Origin of the sequence: Jatrophihabitans cynanchi (assembly GCF_027247405.1) — a bacterium.
GTDB classification, from domain to species: domain Bacteria; phylum Actinomycetota; class Actinomycetes; order Mycobacteriales; family Jatrophihabitantaceae; genus Jatrophihabitans_B; species Jatrophihabitans_B cynanchi.
In genome coordinates this window covers 103,674-121,798 of sequence record NZ_CP097463.1, presented here as the reverse complement: position 1 = coordinate 121,798, position 18,125 = coordinate 103,674, and the positions used below count along the sequence as shown (strand labels likewise).

The following is an 18,125-nucleotide window of genomic DNA, read 5'->3' as shown; positions in this document are numbered from 1 at the left end:
CCGCGGCGGCGTCGGCGTCAATAGCGTCGGCGGCATGCGCGCGCTGATCGCTCTCGGGGGCAACGCCATGACGGCGCCCGACGGCAGCGCCCGGCCGGAGGACCAGCGCGCCGCGATCACCGCGGCCATGGAGGCCGTTGCCGACGTCGTCGCCGCCGGCTCGCAGGTCGTGCTCACGCACGGCAACGGCCCGCAGGTCGGCAACCTACTGGTCAAGAACGAGATCGCCGCCTCGATCGTGCCGCCCGTCCCGCTGGACTGGTGCGGGGCGCAGACCCAGGGGACGATCGCGATGCTGATCCTGGACGCCCTCGAGCCTGCCCTCGCCCGGCGCGGTCTTGCGCCCCGGGTCGCCGCGGTCGTGTCGCGCACCCTGGTCGCTGCCGGCGACCGGCACTTCGCCGAACCGAGCAAGCCGATCGGCCGCTACCTGCCCGCCGCGGAGGCCGCCGTGATGATCGAGCACGGCCAGCAGTGGCAGGACCGCGGCGAGCGCGGCTGGCGGCGCGTCGTCGCCTCGCCCGAGCCGCTGGAGTCGCTCGACGCCTGCGCCGCGGCCGTGCTGCTCGACGCCGGGTACGTGGTGACCTGTTCCGGCGGCGGTGGCGTCCCGGTGGTGCGTGACGGCGACGGGACGCTGCTCAGCGTCGAGGCCGTGATCGACAAGGACCTGACCGCTGCGGTGCTCGCCCGTCAGCTCGGCGCCGACGTGATGGTGATCGCGACCGACGTCGACGCGGCGGTCGTCGGCTTCGGCACCCCGCAGGCCCGCCCGCTCGGCGCGATCACGGTGGACAAGCTGCGGGCCCTGGCGGCCGAGGGCCACTTCGCCGGCGGCAGCATGGGTCCGAAGGTCGAGGCCGCCTGCCGCTTCGCCGAGACCGGCGGCCGTTCCGTCATCACGTCCCTGCACCGCATCGGCGAGGCGCTGCGCGGCACCGCCGGCACTATCGTCACGTCCTGACCACCAACCCGAGGAGCACCGTCCATGCCCGAACCGATCGAGGTCCGCAAGGTCCCGCTGCACAGCGTCACCGACGCGAGCGAACTCGCCAAGCTCATCGACGACGGCGTGCTCGAGGCGGACCGCGTCATCGCGGTGATCGGCAAGACCGAGGGCAACGGCGGCGTCAACGACTACACGCGGATCCTGGCCGACCGCGCGTTCCGCGAGGTGCTGGTCGACAAGGGCAGCCGCACGATGGAGCAGGTGCGCGAGGTGCCGATCGTCTGGTCCGGCGGCACGGACGGCGTGATCAGCCCGCACGCGACGATCTTCGCCACGCTGCCTGCCGACAAGGCCGAGCAGACCGACGAGCCGCGGCTGACCGTGGGCTTCGCGATGAGCGAGGTGCTGCTGCCCGAGGACATCGGCCGCACCGCGATGATCAGCAAGGTCGCCGACGCGGTGAAGGTGGCGATGCAGCGCGCGGGCATCACCGACCCGGCCGAGGTTCACTACGTCCAGACCAAGACGCCGCTGCTCACGCTGGACACGATCTCCGACGCGAAGAGCCGGGGCCACGACGTGTTCACCGAGGACACGTTGACCTCGATGGACGTGTCCAACGGCGGCACGGCACTGGGCATCGCGGTCGCCCTCGGCGAGATCGACATGCCCAGGGACGAGGACGTGCTGCGGGACCGCTCGCTGTACTCGTCGGTGGCCTCGTGCTCCTCCGGCGTCGAGCTCGACCGGGCGCAGGTCGTCGTGGTCGGCAACGCGCCGGGCGTCGGCGGCCGGTACCGAATCGGGCACTCGGTGATGACCGACGCCCTGGACCAGGACGGCATCTGGAACGCGATCCGCAGCGCCGGCCTCGAGCTGCCCGACCGGCCGCACCCGTCCGACCTGGACGGTCGGCTGGTGAACGTCTTCCTCAAGTGCGAGGCCAGCCAGGACGGTCACGTGCGCGGGCGCCGCAACGCGATGCTCGACGACTCGGACGTCCACTGGCACCGGCAGATCAAGGCGGCGGTCGGCGGCGTCACCGCGGCCGTGACCGGCGATCCGGCCGTGTTCGTCTCGGTGTCGGCAGCGCACCAGGGCCCGGACGGCGGCGGCCCGGTCGCCGCGATCGTCGATCTGGGCGCACGCTAGTCGCGTGGACCTCTGCTTCCTGCCCGCGACCGAGCTCGCCGCGCTGTTGCGCCGGCGCGAGGTGTCCGCGCGGGAGGTGACGCAGGCGCACCTGGACCAGATCGAACGGGTCAATCCGCAGGTGAACGCGGTCGTCACGCTCGTCGCCGAACGGGCGCTCGACGAGGCACGTGCGGCGGACGAGCGGCTCGCGGCGGGTGCGGACGTGGGCCCGTTGCACGGCCTGCCGATAGCGGTCAAGGACACCCACGAGACGGCCGGCATCCGCACCACACACGGTTCGCCGATCCTGGCCGATCACGTGCCCGAACGCGACGAACTGGTCGTCGAACGGGTCCGGGGCGCCGGCGCGATCGTGCTCGGCAAGACCAACACTCCGGAGTTCGCGGCCGGCTCGCACACCTTCAACCCGCTGTTCGGGCTGACCCGCAACCCGTACGACCTGAGCCGCTCGGCCGGCGGCTCGAGCGGCGGCTCGGCGGCTGCGCTCGCCTGCGGGATGACCCCACTCGCCGACGGCAGCGACATGGGCGGTTCGCTGCGCAACCCCGCGTCGTTCTGCAACGTCGTCGGGCTGCGGCCCTCGCCCGGCCGCGTCCCGACCTGGCCGAGCGCGGCGCCGTGGTCGACCCTGTCGGTGCAGGGGCCGATGGCGCGCACGGTCGCCGACGCGGCGCTGCTGCTCTCGGCTCAGGCCGGCCCCGACCCGCGCGCGCCGATCGCGATCGACCAGCCCGGCGCTGGGTTCGCCGCGGGGCTGGACCGCGACCTGACCGGGCTGCGGGTGGCGTGGTCGCCGGACCTCGGCGGCGCGGTGAGCGTGGACGCTGCCGTCGCCGACACACTCGCGCCGCAGGTCGCCGTCTTCGAACAGTTGGACTGCACGGTCGAGCAGGACTGCCCGGACTTCGCCGGCGCCGAGGACGTGTTCCGCACGCTGCGTGCCTGGCTGTTCGACCTGTCGCTGGGCGGCCACCGCGACCGCTGGCCCGAGCTGCTCAAGGAGAGCATCGTCTGGAACGTCGACGAGGGGCGCAAACTGACCGGTGCCGACCTGGCGCGCGCCGAGCGGCTGCATGCCGAGCTGTTCCACCGGGTGCGCGAGTTCTTCGGCCGCTACGACCTGCTGCTGTTGCCGGTCAGCCAGGTGGTGCCGTTCGACGCGTCACTGGAGTACCCGACCACTGTGGCCGGCCAGGAGCAGCAGACCTACCTGGACTGGATGCGGTCGGCGTATTTCGTCACGGTGACCGGCTGCCCGGCCCTGTCGGTGCCGGCCGGCTTCACCGCCGACGGGCTGCCGGTCGGGCTGCAGGTCGTGGGGCCGCACCACGGCGACCTCGCGGTGCTGCAGGCCGGATACGCCTTCGAGCAGGCGACGCGCCACCACCTGCAGCGCCCGCCGGTCGTCCGGCCGCTCTGATCCGCGATCGCGGTGCGGGAGCACGCGCGCGCGACGGATTGCCCGCTGGCGACCGCTTCGTTGCGCAGTGAAGCGGTCCGCCCACGGGCCGCATCACTCCTCGGCGCGGGCTCTGACGTCGTCGGTCAACGCTTGCAGCACACCCGCTTCACGGCGCAGTTGCTGCGCCTCGGCGGGATGCAGGCCAGACATTGAGTCGGCGGCTGCGCGCCGCTCGTCCGCCTCGCGCGACACGATGTCGATCATGTCCTGCTCGGTGAGCGCGCGGCGCTGCGCCTCGGTCCGCCCGACGCCGACCGCCGACAGCTCGATCGCACCGACCGGATTCGACGGACCGATCGGAACAGCCTCGGCGTTGTCGATCGCCGCCAGCGCTGTGCGGTAGACGGCGAGTGCCTCACTATCGCGTCGCTTCATCGCCTGGACCACGGCGGACTTGAGAGCATCGCGAATCGAGGTCGCGTCCTTGGCCGTCACGCCCTCATCATCTCTGACGCCGCTACCGAGTAGCGGTCCAGCGCCGGACTGCCGCTTCGGGTGCTTCGCGTGTGCGGCACCGGTCCGGCACGGCGCTTGACTGTCCAGTCGGTGGAGACCTGATGATCGACGGCATGGTGATCGGCCAGCTCGCTGCGAGCACCGGGCTCTCGGTCCGGACGCTTCGGTTCTACGCGGACGCCGGCGTGCTGCCCGAGACGGGACGTACCCAGGCGGGCTACCGGATCTTCGGGCCCGAAGCAGTCGCCCGGGCCCGGCTGGTCCGGACGCTGCGCGAACTCGGCGTCGGGCTGGACGACATCAAGCGGGTACTGGCCGCGGAGACGTCGCTGATCGACGTGGCCACCGAGCATGTCCGCGCCCTCGACGCACAGATCCGCACGCTGCGCCTGCAGCGTGCCGTGCTGCGCGCCTTCATCGGATCCACCGACCCCGAGGAGCTGGAACGCATGACCGACCTGACCAACCTCACCGCCGACGAGCGCCGGCGCATCGTCGATGACTACCTCGACGCCGTCTTCGGCGACGAACCCAGCGCCGTGGCCGACAAGCTGCGCATGGGTACCCCCGAGCTGCCCGATGACGCGACGCCGGAGCAGGTGGCCGCCTGGGTGGAGATCGTCGAGCTGATGCGCGACCCCGGCTTCGTCGCGTCCAGCCGCGCGATGGCGCAGCGGGCGCTGGCGGAGGGACCGGAGCCGGACGTGGCACGCTTCGAGATGGGCACGGCGGTCGGCGAGCTCGCCGGTCCCGCGGCCCGCGCCGGCGTGGACCCGTCCTCGGCCGAAGCGCTGGCCGTGGTCGAACGCCTGGAAGCCATGAGCGCCCAGGCACCGGGGGAGCGCCTGCGCGCCGCCGAACGGATCGAGGCGTTCACCGACCGCCGGGTCGGCCGCTACTGGACGCTCGTCGGCATCGTCAACGGCTGGGCTCCGGCCCAGGCGCCGGACGGCGTCATCGACTCCTGGGAGTGGTACGCCCGTGCCCTTCGCGCCCACGCGTGAGCAGGGCAGCGCTTGGTGACGCCGACACAGCCCGGCGGGCTCAATCCGGGGGCTGCAGCGGGCGCGGGTCGAAGGCCACCCGGACCCGCGTGATCCTGCCGTTCTCGACGTGGGTCCAGTTCGCGACCGGGCACGCAGGGGCCGCTGCCGTGTGCAGGTCGAAATCGTTGGCCCGCCAGGCGGCGAAGTAACGTTCGGCGATCTCGATAGCGCTCATGCGACCAGGCTCGCACCGGGGTACGCGACGGCAGCACGACCGCGCTCGGCAACACCGGCACCGATGCCGGCACGGTCGACGCCGCGGTCGGTGCGCACGGCCGGTACCTGTACGTCCAGACCGGCGGCACCGGCACCGTGGACGGATTCGCCGTGCGGCCGGACGGATCGCTGACCCCGCTCGGCTCGGTCGCGATCCCGGACGCGGCGGGCGGCGAAGGCATCGCGACGACCTGACCGCACCCGGGTCAGGTCGTGCGAAACGCCTCGGCAAAGGGGGCGTCGAGCTGCGCCTCGGCCATCAGGGCTTTGCGAACCGGCGCGATCCCAGCTCGCCGGCCGGCTCGGAACGTCGCGCGCAAGAAGGCGTACAGGTCCGAGCGCAGGTCGCCGACGTCGGGCAGCGGGATCTCGCGCGCCGCGCGGCAGTTCGCGGGCCGGGGCGCCACCGTACACGTCACCGGGCGTGACGAATCGCGCCTGAACGAAGTACGGCGGACTGGCCGCGGTGAACGGCGCCCTCGAGGCGATGGCCCGCCCGCTCGCCGTGGAGCTCGCGCCGATCCGAGTCAACGCGGTATCGCCCGGCGTGGTCGACACGCCGTGGTGGCTGTCATGCGATCGAGGTGCCCGCGCACCTCGATCGCATGACAGATCGAGCAGAGTGGAGCCGAGGCGTCAGAACTCGGGGACGTCGGCGATCCAGCCGGCCACCACGGGCACCCCGGTCGGGCGGTGCACGGCCGCGAAGCCGAACGGACGGTCCAGCCGCACCGAGACGACCCGGGTCTGCCCCGGCCGGGACATCGCGCTCGCCCGCATCCCCACGCTGGTGACCGCGGCGGCCTCGAAGCCGGTCGCGAAGAACCGCGCCAGCACCTGCTGGGCGGCCTGGTCGACGCGCAGCGGCTGCGGGCTCAACCGGGGAAACCCGCCGTCCGCGGCGGCGCTGCGCAGCCCCAGCACGTCGGCGTGGCGCAACAGGTCGTGGGTGCGGCGCACCTCGAAGGCGGGCACGGTCAGTTCCGTCCTCGGCGCGTGACCCGTGACCGTCCGCAGTGCCAGCGCCGGGGCGGGAGCCGGGTCGGGACCGGCCAGCAGGTCCTCGCCGGTCGCGCTCACCTCACCGGTGAGCAGCGCGGTGAGCACGTCGGCCGGCGCGGCGTCCTCGGCTCCTATGCCGAGCATGACGTCCACGTCCTGCTCACCCCGCACGCTGATGACGGTGGTGCGGCCCGAGTGCACCGCCACGTCCTCGACCCCGCCGGTGCTGCGCGTCAGCACAGTGTTGCCGTCGTGGCCGATCTCGCGGAACGGCGAGCGCCAGGTGGTGCGCAACACCACGGCCGTCGCCAGCACCAGGCGCACCTGCGGCGCGAGCCGGACCGGCATCCGCTCGATCAACCCGCCGGTGTGCTCGCCGGCCCAGTCGTCCAGCGCCTGCTGCGAGACGAGTTCGCCGATGCTGTCCGCCGGCACGTGCGCGCGCCACCAGTCCGCCAGCGGAACGCCCGGCCGCACCCAGGTGCCGGACGCCGCGGCGATGTCGGGTGAGGCGTCCAGCGCGGCCAGCAGTTCACCGGCGGCGCGCGCGGCGACGTCGGCATCGAGCCCCACGGCCGCGCTGAGCTCGGCGCGGGCCGGCCCGTCCGCCGCCCCCGCGAGCAGCCCGAGCAGTGGCCACAACCCGGCGCCGGAGACCACCGTGTCCTCGTCGAGCGGCAGCGCGCGCAGCCAGGCCGCGGTCAGGGCGGAGACGGCGGCACCGGTGTCGGTCATCGTTCGAGTCTGGCACCGGCGCGCAGTGTCGGTGCCGCCTCGTACCGTGGTGTCCATGCGCGTTCTCAGTGACATCGTCCCGAGCACCGGCAAGTTCGAGGTCGTGTCCGACTTCGAGCCCGCGGGCGACCAGCCGGCCGCGATCGACGAGCTCGAGCGGCGGATCCGGGCGGGGGAGCGCGACGTCGTGCTGCTGGGCGCCACCGGCACCGGCAAGTCGGCCACCACCGCCTGGCTGATCGAGCGGCTGCAGCGGCCCACCCTGGTGATGGCGCCGAACAAGACCCTCGCCGCGCAGCTGGCCAACGAGCTTCGCGAGATGCTGCCCAACAACGCGGTCGAGTACTTCGTCAGCTACTACGACTACTACCAGCCCGAGGCGTACGTCCCGCAGACCGACACCTACATCGAGAAGGACTCCTCGGTGAACGCCGAGGTGGAGCGGCTGCGGCACTCGGCGACGATGTCGCTGCTCACCCGGCGCGACGTCGTGGTGGTCGCCACCGTCTCGTGCATCTACGGTCTGGGCACGCCGCAGGAGTACGTCGACCGGTCGGTCCGGCTGCGGGTCGGCCAGCAGATCGAGCGGGAGAAGATCCTGCGCGGGCTGGTCGACGTCCAGTACAGCCGCAACGACCTGTCCTTCGTGCGCGGGACGTTCCGGGTACGCGGCGACACCGTCGAGATCTTCCCGATGTACGAGGAGCTCGCGATCCGGGTCGAGATGTTCGGCGACGAGGTCGAGCGGCTGTACTACCTGCACCCGCTCACCGGCGAGGTGGTGCGCGAGGTCGAGGAGGTGTTCGTCTTCCCGGCCACCCACTACGCCGCCGGCCCGGAGCGGATGGAACGCGCGATCCGCGGCATCGAGGCAGAACTCGCGCAGCGGCTGGCCGAGTTCGAGGCGCAGAACAAGCAGCTGGAGGCGCAGCGGCTGCGGATGCGCACCACGTACGACATCGAGATGATGCGCCAGGTCGGGTTCTGCTCGGGCATCGAGAACTACTCGCTGCACATCGACGGCCGCCAGCCGGGCAGCGCCCCGAACTGCCTGCTCGACTACTTCCCCGAGGACTTCCTGCTCGTCATCGACGAGTCGCACGTGACGGTGCCGCAGACCGGTGCGATGTACGAGGGCGACATGTCGCGCAAGCGGATGCTGGTCGAGCACGGCTTCCGGCTGCCGTCCGCACAGGACAACCGGCCGCTGAAGTTCGAGGAGTTCGTGGACCGGATCGGGCAGACGGTGTACCTGTCCGCCACGCCCGGCGACTACGAGATGACCAAGGCGCGTGGCGAGTTCGTCGAGCAGGTGATCCGCCCGACCGGCCTGGTCGACCCGCAGATCGTCGTCAAACCGACCAAGGGCCAGATCGACGACCTGGTGCACGAGATCCGCGAGCGGGCCGACCGCAACGAGCGGGTGCTGGTCACCACGCTGACCAAGAAGATGTCCGAGGACCTCACCGACTACCTGCTCGAGCTGGGCATCCGGGTGCGTTACCTGCACTCGGAGGTCGACACGCTGCGCCGGGTCGAGCTGCTGCGGGAGCTGCGGATGGGCGAGTACGACGTGCTGGTGGGCATCAACCTGCTGCGCGAGGGCCTGGACCTGCCGGAGGTTTCGCTCGTGTCGATCCTGGACGCGGACAAGGAGGGCTTCCTGCGTTCGGGCCGCTCGCTCATCCAGACGATCGGTCGCGCGGCCCGCAACGTGTCCGGCCAGGTGCACATGTACGCCGACACCGTCACCCCGTCGATGGCCACCGCGATCGAGGAGACGAACCGGCGCCGCGAAAAGCAGATCGCCTACAACACCGAGCGGGGCATCGACCCGCAGCCGTTGCGCAAGCGGATCGCCGACATCACCGACACGCTGGCCCGCGAGGCCGCCGACACCGACGAACTGCTCGGGACGCCGGTGGGCGGTTCCGGCCGGTCACAGTCGCGCGGCAAGTCGGCGGTCCCCGGACGGGGCCGGGCCGGCTCGCCGGGCGTCGTCGGGGTCGGGGCGCACGCCGGTGGCGGCCTGGATGTGGCGGAGCTGCCGCGCGCCGAACTGGCCGATCTCATCCAGCAGCTGAACGACCAGATGCTGCACGCCGCGCGCGAGCTGCAGTTCGAGGTGGCCGCCCGGCTGCGTGACGAGATCGGCGAGCTGAAGAAGGAACTGCGCGGTATGGACGCCGCCGGTGTCGGCCGCTGACCGGTAGCGCTCCGGTTACGGCGTGGCGCTCGCGGTGGCGAGCAGATCGCGCGGGTCGGCGGGCGCCGATGCGCTTGCCGGCACCCGCAGCGACTGGCTGACCAGCAGTACCCCGCACACCAGCGCCGCCAGGCACAGCGACTCGACCATCAGCGCGTCACCGGAGGTCACCAGCCGGTCGTCGAGCAGCGCCACGCCCAGGCCGATGCCGACCAGAGGCTCGGTCACCGTCAGCGACGGCAGCGAGTGGGTCAGCCGGGCGGCCCCGAAGGCGCTCTGGCTCAGCAGCAACCCGCCCAACGCCGTGCCTGCAACCAGGTAGGTACCCGGCGAAGTCAGCAACGCGACGAGCCCGTGCCGGTCGACCGACACCAGCGCCCAGCGGGCGGCCACGTCCTGCAGTCCGTACAGGACGCCGGCGGCGGTGGCGAACGCCGCCGAGGCAGCGGCGAAGCCGACCCGCCGGCCGAGCGCGACGAGAGCCAGCGCCAGCCCCGCGACGGCGACGACGGCGGCGAGCGTTTCGGTGAACTCCGGCGTGGCGTGCCCGCCCTGCTCCGGCTGCGCGGTCACCACGAAGCCGGCGAGCGCCACAACGACCAGCACCGCGCCGGACAGCTCGACGGCAGAAGGTGGTTGGCGGCGCAGCAGCGCGGAGAACAGGAACGCGAAGACGAGGCTGGTGGCCAGCAGCGGCTCGACCAGGCTGACCGTGCCGAGGTGCAGCGTCAACGCCCACAGCAGGTTCCCGCTCACCATGGCCGCGACACCGCACCACCACGAGCCGTCGCGCACCAGGCGCAGGATCAGCCGGGGGGTCAGCGGGTCGCCCGCGGCCCGTCGTACCGCCGCCCGCTGCTGCAACACCCAGCCGAAGCCGATGCTTGCGGCGGCCAGCAACCCGACGAGATAGACCACAACTACACAAGTACCCGCTGTCGCCGAACTATTCCGAACGATTTATCGCGCCCCGGGGAGCAGCCGGGTTCGCCGTGCCGCTGATCGTCCGGGCGCGGTGAGGAAGCCGGTGATGTCGGCGATCTCCTTCTCGATCGCCGAGGCCGTGCGCCCGTCGAAAGGTTCGAACGGCGTGATCTCGACGGCGCCCTTGACCAGCCGCCACCGCCCGACCACCCGCCCGTCGCGCAGCACCGTCGGGCGGATCACGCCGCCGACGTACACCTCGCCGCGCCGCGTGTCGTCGATGAAGCTGCGCACGGCATAGCCGACCAGGTAGTTGTCGAACGCGGGCAGCAGCCGCACCCCGTGCGCGGGCTCGACCTCGCCGAGCCGGTACCCGGGACGGCCGAAGACATCGGTCTCGCTCAGTTCGTCGCGGATCGTCTCGATCGCCCGCGACGACGGCAGCCCCGACCACGTGGTGAAGTCCGCCGCGGTGGCGGGCGAGAACGCGGCGAAGTAGCGGCGGGCCAGTTCGGTCAGCGCGTCGTCGCCGCGGGGGCCGGCCGGCGCGTCCGGCAGCCATTCCTCGAGCAGCACGAAGGTGGCATCGCGGCCGCGGTCGATGCCGCGGCAGGTCAGCCCGACAGTGCTCAGGTACACCAGCAGGTGTGTGGGCGCCTGCCCGTCGGTGGGCACCGGCACGCCGTGCTCGACCAGCGCGGCGGCCAGTTCGTGCCGGGTGAGCGCCTGCCCGGCGAGTACCTCGGGGGTCATGCCCGCGGCGGCCTCGAGCAGCGCCGGGGTCAGCCCCAGCTCGGGCCAGCGCACCGTCTGGAACCGGCGGCGGATCATCGGTCCGAGCAACGCCGTCATCCACCGGATGTCCGCGGCGGCCACGAGGTGGATCGTGTTGCGCATCAGCCAGGTCCGCACGACGCGCCGCTCGGCGATCGCGTCGAGCACGTCCTGATCGGCAGACGCACCGCACCGGGCGCCCCGAGCCGGGAGGCGGGACCGTCCTGGGCCTGGATGCCGCAGACCAGCGCTGCCGCGGCGGCCGGGTCGGCCGCGGGGCGCGTGGCGAAGCCGTGCCGCGCGATGCGCTCGCCGAGGATCGGATGAGGGAGCGACATGAGGGGAGTCTGCCGGATGCGAGGATCTTCCTCGATGAGCATCTCCGCGCCCCGGCGCCGCAGCCGACTGGGCAGGCGGCTGGTGATCGTGCTGCTCGTGGTGCTGGCCCTGCTCGTCGCCGCCGACCGGATCGCCGACGCCGTCGCCGAGCACGAGGCTGCCAGCTTGCTGCAGCGTTCACAGAACCTGGCGCACCGGCCCGATGTCTCGGTCACGGGCTTTCCGTTCCTGACCCAGCTGGCCAGCGGCACCTTCGACGAGATCGACGTGCGGGCCGACGACCTGATGGTCGGCGACGGGAGCCGGCAGTTGCGCGTCCGGCGCCTGGACGTGGCGATGCATCACGTGCACGTCGCGCGCGACTTCCGCAGCGCGACGTCCAGGTCGAGCACAGCGACGGCGCAGATCAGGTACTCCGACATCGCGAGCACCCTCGGCGTGGCACTCGCGTACGCGGGGGACCACCGGGTGCGCGCCACCCACACGGTCACCGTCGCCGGTGTCTCGGTGCCGGCGAGCGCGACCGCCGGCGTGCACCTGAGCCATTCCGGCGAGCTCACCTTCGTCGACCCGAAGGTCACCGTGGCCGGCCAGCGCGTGCCGGCCGAGGTCGACAGCTACTTCGCCGGCGTGTTCGGCACCGCCATCTCGTTGCGCGGGCTGCCGTTCGGTGTGCAGGTGCGCTCGCTGAGCGCCGGCGCGGACGGGCTCAGCGTCAGGCTGACGGCGCAGCAGTTGACCTTCCGCCGCTGACCGGACCGCCGCTGACCGGACCGACCGGACGCCCGCCGACCACGCCGCAGGCCCGGGCGGCGAGCAGGTGCCCGGCCTGAACCGCCTCCGGCGCCGGACTGCCGGCCGCCAGCGCCAGCAGCATCCCGGCGGCGAAGGCGTCTCCCGCGCCGGTGCTGTCGAGCACGCCGACAGCCGGGGCCGGGACGTGCTGCGGCCGGCCTGAGCCCTCACCCCACAGCGCTCCGCTCGCGCCACAGGTGACCACGGCCCGCCCGGCCCGCTCGGCCAGCAGTCCGGCAGCCTCGGCCGGGTCGTCGCGGCCGGTGAGCGCGGCCGCCTCGTCCCGGTTCGCGAACAGCAGCACGTCACGCCCGACCCAGCTCAGGAACTGCTCGGCACCCACGGCCCGCAGCGGGGCGGCGGATCCGGCCCCGACCGAGACCGGCAAGCCGGCGCCGCGGGCCCGTTCCAGGGCCGCGAGCGCGGCCGCGCGGGCCGGGCCCAGCAGCGCGTAACCGGACACGTGCAGCCGGTTGCCGGCGACGAACGCGCGGGCGGGCAGGTGCTCCGGACGCAGGCTCGCGTTCGCCCCGATGGACGGGATCATGGTGCGCTCGCCGCCCGGCTCGATCAGCACCACGCAGGTGCCGGTCGGCTCGCCCGGATCAACGCTCAGGGCGAGGTCGAGGCGTTCTGCCGTCAGCTCGTCGCGCACCATCCGGCCGAGCGGGTCGTCGCCGACGCAGCCGACGAACAGCGCCGAGCCACCCGCGGCCACCGCCCAGGCCGCGGTGTTCGCGGCCGACCCGCCGCCGGAGATGCGCACCGCCGCCGGCGTGTCGCTGCCGAGGGCGAGCGGGCCGGGCAGCCGGGCCAGCACGTCGGCCATCACGTCGCCGAGGCAGACGAGCGTCATCGCGTGGCGTGCGCCGCGGCGACCTCGCCGGCCAGGGTGGCGTTGCCGCGCACCAGCGCGACGTTCGCGGCCAGCGACGCGCCGTGCGTCTCGCGGTGGAACCAGTCGAGCAGGAACGGCGTGACGTCCTTGCCGCGCACCCCCGCGTGCTCGGCCGCCTTCAGCCCGCTGGCGAGCACCGTGTCGTGCAGGTCGCGGTCCAGCTCGTCCTCGGGGGCGATCGGGTTCGCCAGCACCAGCCCGTACCGGTCGGTGCCCAGGTCGGTGCGCGCCCGCAGCACCGCGGCGACCTCGGCCGGTGAGTCGACCCGCCAGTCCAGCCCGTACCCGGCGTCGCGCAGGTAGAAGCCGGGGAACCGGTCGGTGCGGTACCCCAGTACGCCCACGTTGAGCGTTTCCAGCCGCTCCAGCGTGGCCGGCACGTCCAGGATCGACTTCACCCCGGCGCACACCACCAGCACCGGCGTGCGCGAGAGCGTGGTGAGGTCGGCCGACTCGTCCCAGGACTCGGCGGCGCCGCGGTGCACGCCGCCCAGGCCGCCGGTGGCGAACACCCCGATGCCGGCCCGGGCCGCGAGATGCGCCGTGGAGGCCACCGTGGTCGCACCCACGCCCCTCCGCGCCGCCACCGCCGCCAGTTCGCGCACGCTGACCTTCACCACGGACGGGTCGTTGGCCACCCGCTCGAGGGCCGCGTCGTCCAGGCCGACGCGGGCCTGCCCGTCGACGACCGCGATCGTCGCGGGGACCGCGCCGCCGTCGCGCACGGACTGCTCGATCTCGCGGGCGATGCGCAGGTTGTCCGGCCGCGGCAGCCCGTGACTGATGATCGTGCTCTCCAGCGCGACCACGGGACGGCCGGCCTCGAGCGCCTCCTGCACCTCGGGGTGGATCAGCACTCGGGTTCCCTCCTGCGTCGCGGCATTCCGGCCACCAGTGTCGCAATCGCGGCGACCACGAACGCGGTCAGGGAGGCACTCATCCAGCTCTGCGGCGTGAAGTGCAGCCAGTCCTGGATGCGCAGCCACATGCGCTGCCACCAGCCGATCGTCCCGGGATAGATCAGCTGGTACGCGACGAAACCGAGCAACCAGGCGACCAGCGTCGACCAGCGGGCCGCCACCTGCTCGCCGAGGTCCCAGCTGCGCCGGCTGATCACGAAGTAGTCCACCACCAGCACGCCGAGCAGCGGCACGAACACCGACCCGATCAGGGTGAGGAAGTTCTCGTAGTCGTTGATGTCCAGCGCCAGCGCGCACACGGTCGCGACGGTCCCCACGGCGAGCGCGAGCAGGCGACGGTCGAAGGTGGGCCGGAAGTTCTGCAGCGACACCGCCGTCGAGTAGGTGTCCGCGAACGACTGGTCCAACTCGCGGACGGCGAGGACGCCGAAGGCCACCGTGCCGAGCGGTACCGCGATGAACGAGCCGAAGATCTGCTCCGGCGCGGTCGCCACGGTGACCAGCGCGACCAGGCCGAGCAGGTAGCAGCCGAACTGGGTCAGCGAGTAGCCGACGAGCGTTCCGGCGAAGGCGCCGCGCGCACTGCGCGCGTGCCGCGAGTAGTCCGAGGCGAGGGGTACCCAGGACACCGACACGCCGATCACGGTGTCGACCGCGATCCAGAACCCGCCCCAGCCGCCATGGGTGAACGACGGCAGCGGGTGACGCAGCAGTTGCACGAACAGGTAGACCAGCGCGACGGCCACCGCGACGGTGACGTAGCGGCGCAGCACCCGGATCCAGCCGAGCGGACGCAGCGCCAGCAGCGTGGTGATCACGCCGCCGGCCAGCACGTACCCCCAGCGCGGCACACCGCCGGCGACCTGGTGCATGGCGGTCGCGATGGTGACCAGCTCGAACGTCGTCCAGCCGAGCAGTTGCACCACGTTGAGCACGGTGGGCAGGTAGGACGGCTTGGTACCGAACAGGCCACGCAGCAGCACCATCGACGGCGCGCCGGTGTCCGACCCGGGAATGCCGGCGGCCGCGAAGCCGAGCGTGCCGAGCAGGGTGCCAACCGCGACCGCGACGCACGCGGCGAGCAGCGACATCGGCTTGTCGACCGGCACCAGCACGAAGATGGCGCCGGTGAAGCCGAGCAGGCTGACGCCGAGGTTGCCCCACAGCGCGCCCATGTCCAGTGCGGTCAGGGTGCGCGGGTTCTCGTCGGCGAGGGTGCGGCCGACCTCGGTGGGCGTACCGGCGGTGGTGCTGCGTTCGTGCGTCGTGGTCATGCATCTCTCCCTGCCCCGGCATTACCCGGGAGGTACGGCGGTCGGCCGGACGGCCCTCTCAGCCCCTGGTGGAGCTCCCGCGGTGGGTGGTTACAGAACTGCCATTCCTTCGGTCGGTGACGATGCTTGGGCGTGGTTGCGGCGCGGGATGCGCCCGGCCAGGTGCGCGAGCCGGCCAGCGGTGACTGCGGCGGCCATCGCGGCGGCCATCCGGGCGGGGTTCTGTGCGCGGGTCACGGCCGAGGCGAGCAGCACTCCGGCGCAGCCGAGCTCCATCGCCAGCGCGGCGTCGGATGCGGTGCCGATGCCGGCGTCGAGGATCACCGGGACCCGCGCCTCGCTCACGATCAGCTCGATGTTGTGCGGGTTGCCGATGCCCAGGCCCGTGCCGATCGGTGAACCGAGCGGCATGACGGCGGCGCAGCCGGCCTGTTGCAGCCGGCGGGCCAGCACCGGGTCGTCGTTGGTGTACGGCAGCACCGTGAAGCCGAGGCCGACCAGCGTCTGCGCGGCGTCCAGCAACTCGATCGGGTCCGGCAGCAGGGTGCGCTCGTCGGCGATCACCTCGAGCTTGACCCAGTCGGTCTCCAGCGCCTCGCGGGCCAGTTCCGCGGTGCGCACCGCTTCGCGGGCCGTGCGACAGCCGGCGGTGTTGGGCAGCACGCGCACGCCGCGCCGGTCGATGACGTCCAGGATCGACCCGCTGGTGGCCGGGTCGACCCGGCGCATCGCGACGGTGCACAGCGCGGTCTGCGACGCGACCAGCGCCTCGTCGACGATCTCCAGGCTGGGCGCGCCACCGGTGCCGAGGATCAGCCGCGAGGCGAGCTCCTCGCCGGCGATGACGAACGGATCGTCCATGATGTCGATCAACCTCCCTGGACGGCGGTGATGAGTTCGACACGCTGCCCGTCCCGCAGGGTGAAGGCCGGCCAGCTGCCGCGCGGTACGACCTCGTCGTCGACGACGACCGCGCTGCCGCGGGTGCTGCCGGTGATCGACTCGACCAGCTCGGTGAGAGTGGTTCCGGGATCGAGGGTGCGCGGTTCGCCGTTCAGTCGGACGTTCATGCGCTCACCCGGAACCGGTCGGGCGTGAACGCGGCGAGCCCGTCCGGCAGCTGGCCGGTGCTGATCAGGTCGGCGACGGCATCGGCGGTGACCGGGGTGAGCAGGATGCCGTTGCGGTAGTGGCCGGTCGCGTGGATCAGCCCGGTGATCGCGGACGGCCCGATGCTGGGGGCGTTGTCGGGGGAGCCGGGGCGCAACCCGGTGCTGATCTCGGCGAGCACCGCCTCGCCGAGCTCGGGCATCAGCGACTGGGCGTCGCGCAGCAGTTCGTACACCGCGCCGGCGCGCGGCGACTGGTCGAAGCCGACCTCCTCGGCCGAGGCGCCGACGACGTACGTGCCGTCGGTGCGTGGCAGCACGTAGATCGGCACGCCCTTGATGCTGCCGCGCACCACGTGGGCCAGCCGGGGCGGGCCGGGGAGCCGCAGCCGCAGCGTCTGGCCCTTCACCGGCCGGACGCCGGGGCGCGTCGACTCCGGGAGACCGTCGACCGTGCCGGACCAGGCTCCGGCGGCGAGCACGACGTGTGCGGCCGACAGTTGCGTTCCGTCCGGCAGCCGCACGCCGGTGACCCGGTCGCCGCTCAGCACGACCGATCCGGCGGCCGCGACGGCGCGGACACGCGCGCGTTCGCCGGCCGCGACCAGCGCCGCGTGCAGCAGCCGCGGGTCGACCTGGTGATCACCGGCCGCCAGCAGCCCGCCGGGCAGGCCGGGCGTGAGCGCCGGCTCGAGCGCGTGCAGCTCGCGCCCGGTGAGCAGCTCGCCGGGCAGCCCGAGGCTGCGGCCGAACGCGTGCAGGTCCCGCAGTGCCGCCAGGTCGGCACCGTCCCAGGCGATCGAGACGGTGCCGCACTCCTGCAGCCCGGTCGGCAGCCCGGTGAGCTCGGTGAGCTCCGCGGCGAACGCGGGGTAGCGGGTCAGCGAGTCGAGGTTGAGCCGCAGCAGTGCCGACTCGGCGTAGTGCAGCTCGGTGACCGGCGCGAGCATGCCGGCGGCGGTGTGCCACGCGCCCCGGGCGGGATCCGGGTCGAGCACGGTGACGGCCAGCCCGCGCTGCGCGCACCGCCAGGCGACGGCCGATCCGATCGCGCCGTTGCCCAGCACGATCACGTCTGCGTTCGTTGTGCGCATGCTCCCTCGCGCCGGCATTACCCGGATCAGGTTCGACGGTCGGCGATCTGCCCTCTCAGCCCCCGGTCGGGGCTCCCGTGCACCGACCACCCTACGCTCGCGGGGTGCCTGAGCTGAAGGACGCCCGCCTGTACCTGTGCACCGGTTCCCGCGCCCGGACCGGTGATCTCGAGCAGTTCCTGGACGCGGTGCTGGCGAACGGGGTGGACGTCGTCCAGCTGCGCGAGAAGGGGCTGGAGGCGCGCGAGGAGATCAGGCTGCTCGAGCTGTTCGCGGCGGCGGCCGAGCGGCACGGCGCACTGTTCGCGGTCAACGACCGCGCCGACGTCGCCCGTGCGGTGCGCGCGCCGGTGCTGCATCTGGGCCAGGACGACCTGCCGGTGCCCCTCGCTCGCGCGATCGTCGGGCCGGACGTGCTGATCGGGCGGTCCACCCACTCGGCCGCCCAGGCCGATGCGGCACGCGTCGAGGCGGACGTCGCGTACTACTGCTGCGGACCGACCTGGACGACGCCGACCAAACCGGGGCGTCCGGCCGCGGGCGTCGAGCTGATCCGGCACGCGGCGGCCGCTCAGGACGAGCGGCCGTGGTTCGCGATCGGCGGCATCGAGAACCTGCAGCGGCTGGACGCGGTGATCGCGGCCGGAGCGCGCCGCGCGGTCGTGGTGCGCGCGATCACCGAGGCGCAGGATCCGGGCGCCGCCGCGCGGGCCTTCGCCACCCGCCTCCGGGTTGCCTGATCCGGTGCCGGCGCCGCTGTGTCCTGCGATC

20 protein-coding genes, 1 pseudogene and 1 riboswitch are annotated in these 18,125 nt (G+C 72.9%); of the genes and pseudogenes, 8 read left to right on the top strand and 13 right to left on the bottom strand.

What is annotated here, in order from left to right:
- Positions 1–34 precede the first annotated feature (34 nt).
- Genes M6B22_RS00590 through M6B22_RS00580 form a run of 3 tightly spaced genes read left to right on the top strand, consistent with a single transcriptional unit; the run spans position 35 to position 3,524 of the window.
- Positions 35–964 (top strand): carbamate kinase, encoded by a 930-nt coding sequence (locus M6B22_RS00590; protein ID WP_269443821.1) that lies wholly within the window; start codon positions 35–37, stop codon positions 962–964.
- Between the two features lie 24 nt (positions 965–988).
- On the top strand, positions 989–2,101 hold the full coding sequence (gene bar / locus M6B22_RS00585; RefSeq protein WP_269443820.1) for a barbiturase: 1,113 nt from the start codon (positions 989–991) through the stop codon (positions 2,099–2,101).
- 4 nt (positions 2,102–2,105) lie between these two features.
- Positions 2,106–3,524 (top strand): amidase, encoded by a 1,419-nt coding sequence (locus M6B22_RS00580; protein WP_269443819.1) that lies wholly within the window; start codon positions 2,106–2,108, stop codon positions 3,522–3,524.
- A gap of 93 nt (positions 3,525–3,617) precedes the next feature.
- Here the strand turns inward: M6B22_RS00580 and M6B22_RS00575 are convergent, their stop codons facing one another.
- Positions 3,618–4,001, bottom strand: coding sequence for a GatB/YqeY domain-containing protein (locus tag M6B22_RS00575; RefSeq protein WP_269443818.1), 384 nt, complete (start codon positions 3,999–4,001; stop codon positions 3,618–3,620).
- Between the two features lie 122 nt (positions 4,002–4,123).
- Here M6B22_RS00575 and M6B22_RS00570 point away from each other — a divergent pair, with 122 nt between their 5' ends.
- On the top strand, positions 4,124–5,026 hold the full coding sequence (locus tag M6B22_RS00570) for a helix-turn-helix domain-containing protein (protein WP_269443817.1): 903 nt from the start codon (positions 4,124–4,126) through the stop codon (positions 5,024–5,026).
- Positions 5,027–5,066: 40 nt separating this feature from the next.
- On the opposite strand, the gene M6B22_RS00565 is transcribed toward M6B22_RS00570, so the two are convergent.
- Positions 5,067–5,243 carry a hypothetical protein gene (locus M6B22_RS00565; RefSeq protein WP_269443816.1) on the bottom strand — a complete coding sequence of 59 codons (177 nt, stop codon included), beginning with the start codon at positions 5,241–5,243 and terminating at the stop codon, positions 5,067–5,069.
- Positions 5,244–5,490: 247 nt separating this feature from the next.
- Positions 5,491–5,691 (bottom strand): TetR/AcrR family transcriptional regulator C-terminal ligand-binding domain-containing protein, encoded by a 201-nt coding sequence (locus M6B22_RS00560; RefSeq protein WP_269443815.1) that lies wholly within the window; start codon positions 5,689–5,691, stop codon positions 5,491–5,493.
- 47 nt (positions 5,692–5,738) lie between these two features.
- Between M6B22_RS00560 and M6B22_RS22045 the strand changes: the two are divergent.
- Positions 5,739–5,856, top strand: a pseudogene (locus tag M6B22_RS22045) (SDR family oxidoreductase); the annotation flags it as partial.
- Positions 5,857–5,920: 64 nt separating this feature from the next.
- Here M6B22_RS22045 and M6B22_RS00555 read toward each other — a convergent pair.
- Positions 5,921–7,021, bottom strand: a complete 1,101-nt coding sequence (locus tag M6B22_RS00555) for a serpin family protein (protein WP_269443814.1) — start codon at positions 7,019–7,021, stop codon at positions 5,921–5,923.
- A 55-nt stretch (positions 7,022–7,076) separates the two neighbouring features.
- On the opposite strand from M6B22_RS00555, the gene uvrB reads away from it, so the two are divergent.
- Positions 7,077–9,227 carry an excinuclease ABC subunit UvrB gene (uvrB, locus tag M6B22_RS00550; RefSeq protein WP_269443813.1) on the top strand — a complete coding sequence of 717 codons (2,151 nt, stop codon included), beginning with the start codon at positions 7,077–7,079 and terminating at the stop codon, positions 9,225–9,227.
- A 15-nt stretch (positions 9,228–9,242) separates the two neighbouring features.
- Here uvrB and M6B22_RS00545 read toward each other — a convergent pair whose 3' ends face one another.
- Genes M6B22_RS00545 through M6B22_RS00535 form a run of 3 tightly spaced genes read right to left on the bottom strand, consistent with a single transcriptional unit; the run spans position 9,243 to position 11,263 of the window.
- Positions 9,243–10,145: a DMT family transporter gene (locus M6B22_RS00545; RefSeq protein WP_269443812.1), complete on the bottom strand. Its 903-nt coding sequence runs from the start codon at positions 10,143–10,145 to the stop codon at positions 9,243–9,245.
- Positions 10,146–10,187: 42 nt separating this feature from the next.
- Entirely contained in the window at positions 10,188–11,093 is a 906-nt protein-coding gene (locus tag M6B22_RS00540) for a winged helix DNA-binding domain-containing protein (protein WP_269443811.1), read from the bottom strand.
- The gene (locus tag M6B22_RS00535; RefSeq protein ID WP_269443810.1) at positions 11,048–11,263 is read right to left on the bottom strand and encodes a hypothetical protein; all 216 of its coding nucleotides are present in this window, start codon (positions 11,261–11,263) and stop codon (positions 11,048–11,050) included. Before M6B22_RS00535 ends, M6B22_RS00540 begins: the two co-directional genes overlap by 46 nt.
- A 34-nt stretch (positions 11,264–11,297) precedes the next feature.
- Here M6B22_RS00535 and M6B22_RS00530 point away from each other — a divergent pair, with 34 nt between their 5' ends.
- The gene (locus M6B22_RS00530) at positions 11,298–12,017 is read left to right on the top strand and encodes an LmeA family phospholipid-binding protein (protein WP_269443809.1); all 720 of its coding nucleotides are present in this window, start codon (positions 11,298–11,300) and stop codon (positions 12,015–12,017) included.
- On the opposite strand, the gene M6B22_RS00525 is transcribed toward M6B22_RS00530, so the two are convergent.
- The 6 genes from M6B22_RS00525 to thiO all read right to left on the bottom strand — a co-directional run bounded on the left by M6B22_RS00525 (position 11,980) and on the right by thiO (position 17,354).
- Entirely contained in the window at positions 11,980–12,915 is a 936-nt protein-coding gene (locus M6B22_RS00525; protein ID WP_269443808.1) for a carbohydrate kinase family protein, read from the bottom strand. The genes M6B22_RS00530 and M6B22_RS00525 overlap by 38 nt on opposite strands.
- The gene (locus M6B22_RS00520) at positions 12,912–13,814 is read right to left on the bottom strand and encodes a pseudouridine-5'-phosphate glycosidase (RefSeq protein ID WP_269443807.1); all 903 of its coding nucleotides are present in this window, start codon (positions 13,812–13,814) and stop codon (positions 12,912–12,914) included. Before M6B22_RS00520 ends, M6B22_RS00525 begins: the two co-directional genes overlap by 4 nt.
- Positions 13,808–15,151, bottom strand: a complete 1,344-nt coding sequence (locus tag M6B22_RS00515) for a purine-cytosine permease family protein (RefSeq protein WP_269443806.1) — start codon at positions 15,149–15,151, stop codon at positions 13,808–13,810. The genes M6B22_RS00520 and M6B22_RS00515 overlap by 7 nt, the downstream gene beginning before the upstream one ends.
- A 90-nt stretch (positions 15,152–15,241) precedes the next feature.
- Positions 15,242–16,015 carry a thiazole synthase gene (locus M6B22_RS00510; RefSeq protein ID WP_407935609.1) on the bottom strand — a complete coding sequence of 258 codons (774 nt, stop codon included), beginning with the start codon at positions 16,013–16,015 and terminating at the stop codon, positions 15,242–15,244.
- A gap of 5 nt (positions 16,016–16,020) precedes the next feature.
- Entirely contained in the window at positions 16,021–16,221 is a 201-nt protein-coding gene (gene thiS, locus M6B22_RS00505; protein ID WP_269443804.1) for a sulfur carrier protein ThiS, read from the bottom strand.
- Positions 16,218–17,354, bottom strand: a complete 1,137-nt coding sequence (thiO, locus tag M6B22_RS00500) for a glycine oxidase ThiO (RefSeq protein ID WP_269443803.1) — start codon at positions 17,352–17,354, stop codon at positions 16,218–16,220. The genes thiS and thiO overlap by 4 nt, the downstream gene beginning before the upstream one ends.
- Positions 17,340–17,443, bottom strand: a riboswitch (TPP riboswitch). Its footprint overlaps the gene before it by 15 nt.
- Before the next feature lie 15 nt (positions 17,444–17,458).
- Here thiO and thiE point away from each other — a divergent pair.
- The gene (thiE, locus tag M6B22_RS00495) at positions 17,459–18,094 is read left to right on the top strand and encodes a thiamine phosphate synthase (protein ID WP_269443802.1); all 636 of its coding nucleotides are present in this window, start codon (positions 17,459–17,461) and stop codon (positions 18,092–18,094) included.
- The last annotated feature ends 31 nt before the right edge of the window (positions 18,095–18,125 follow it).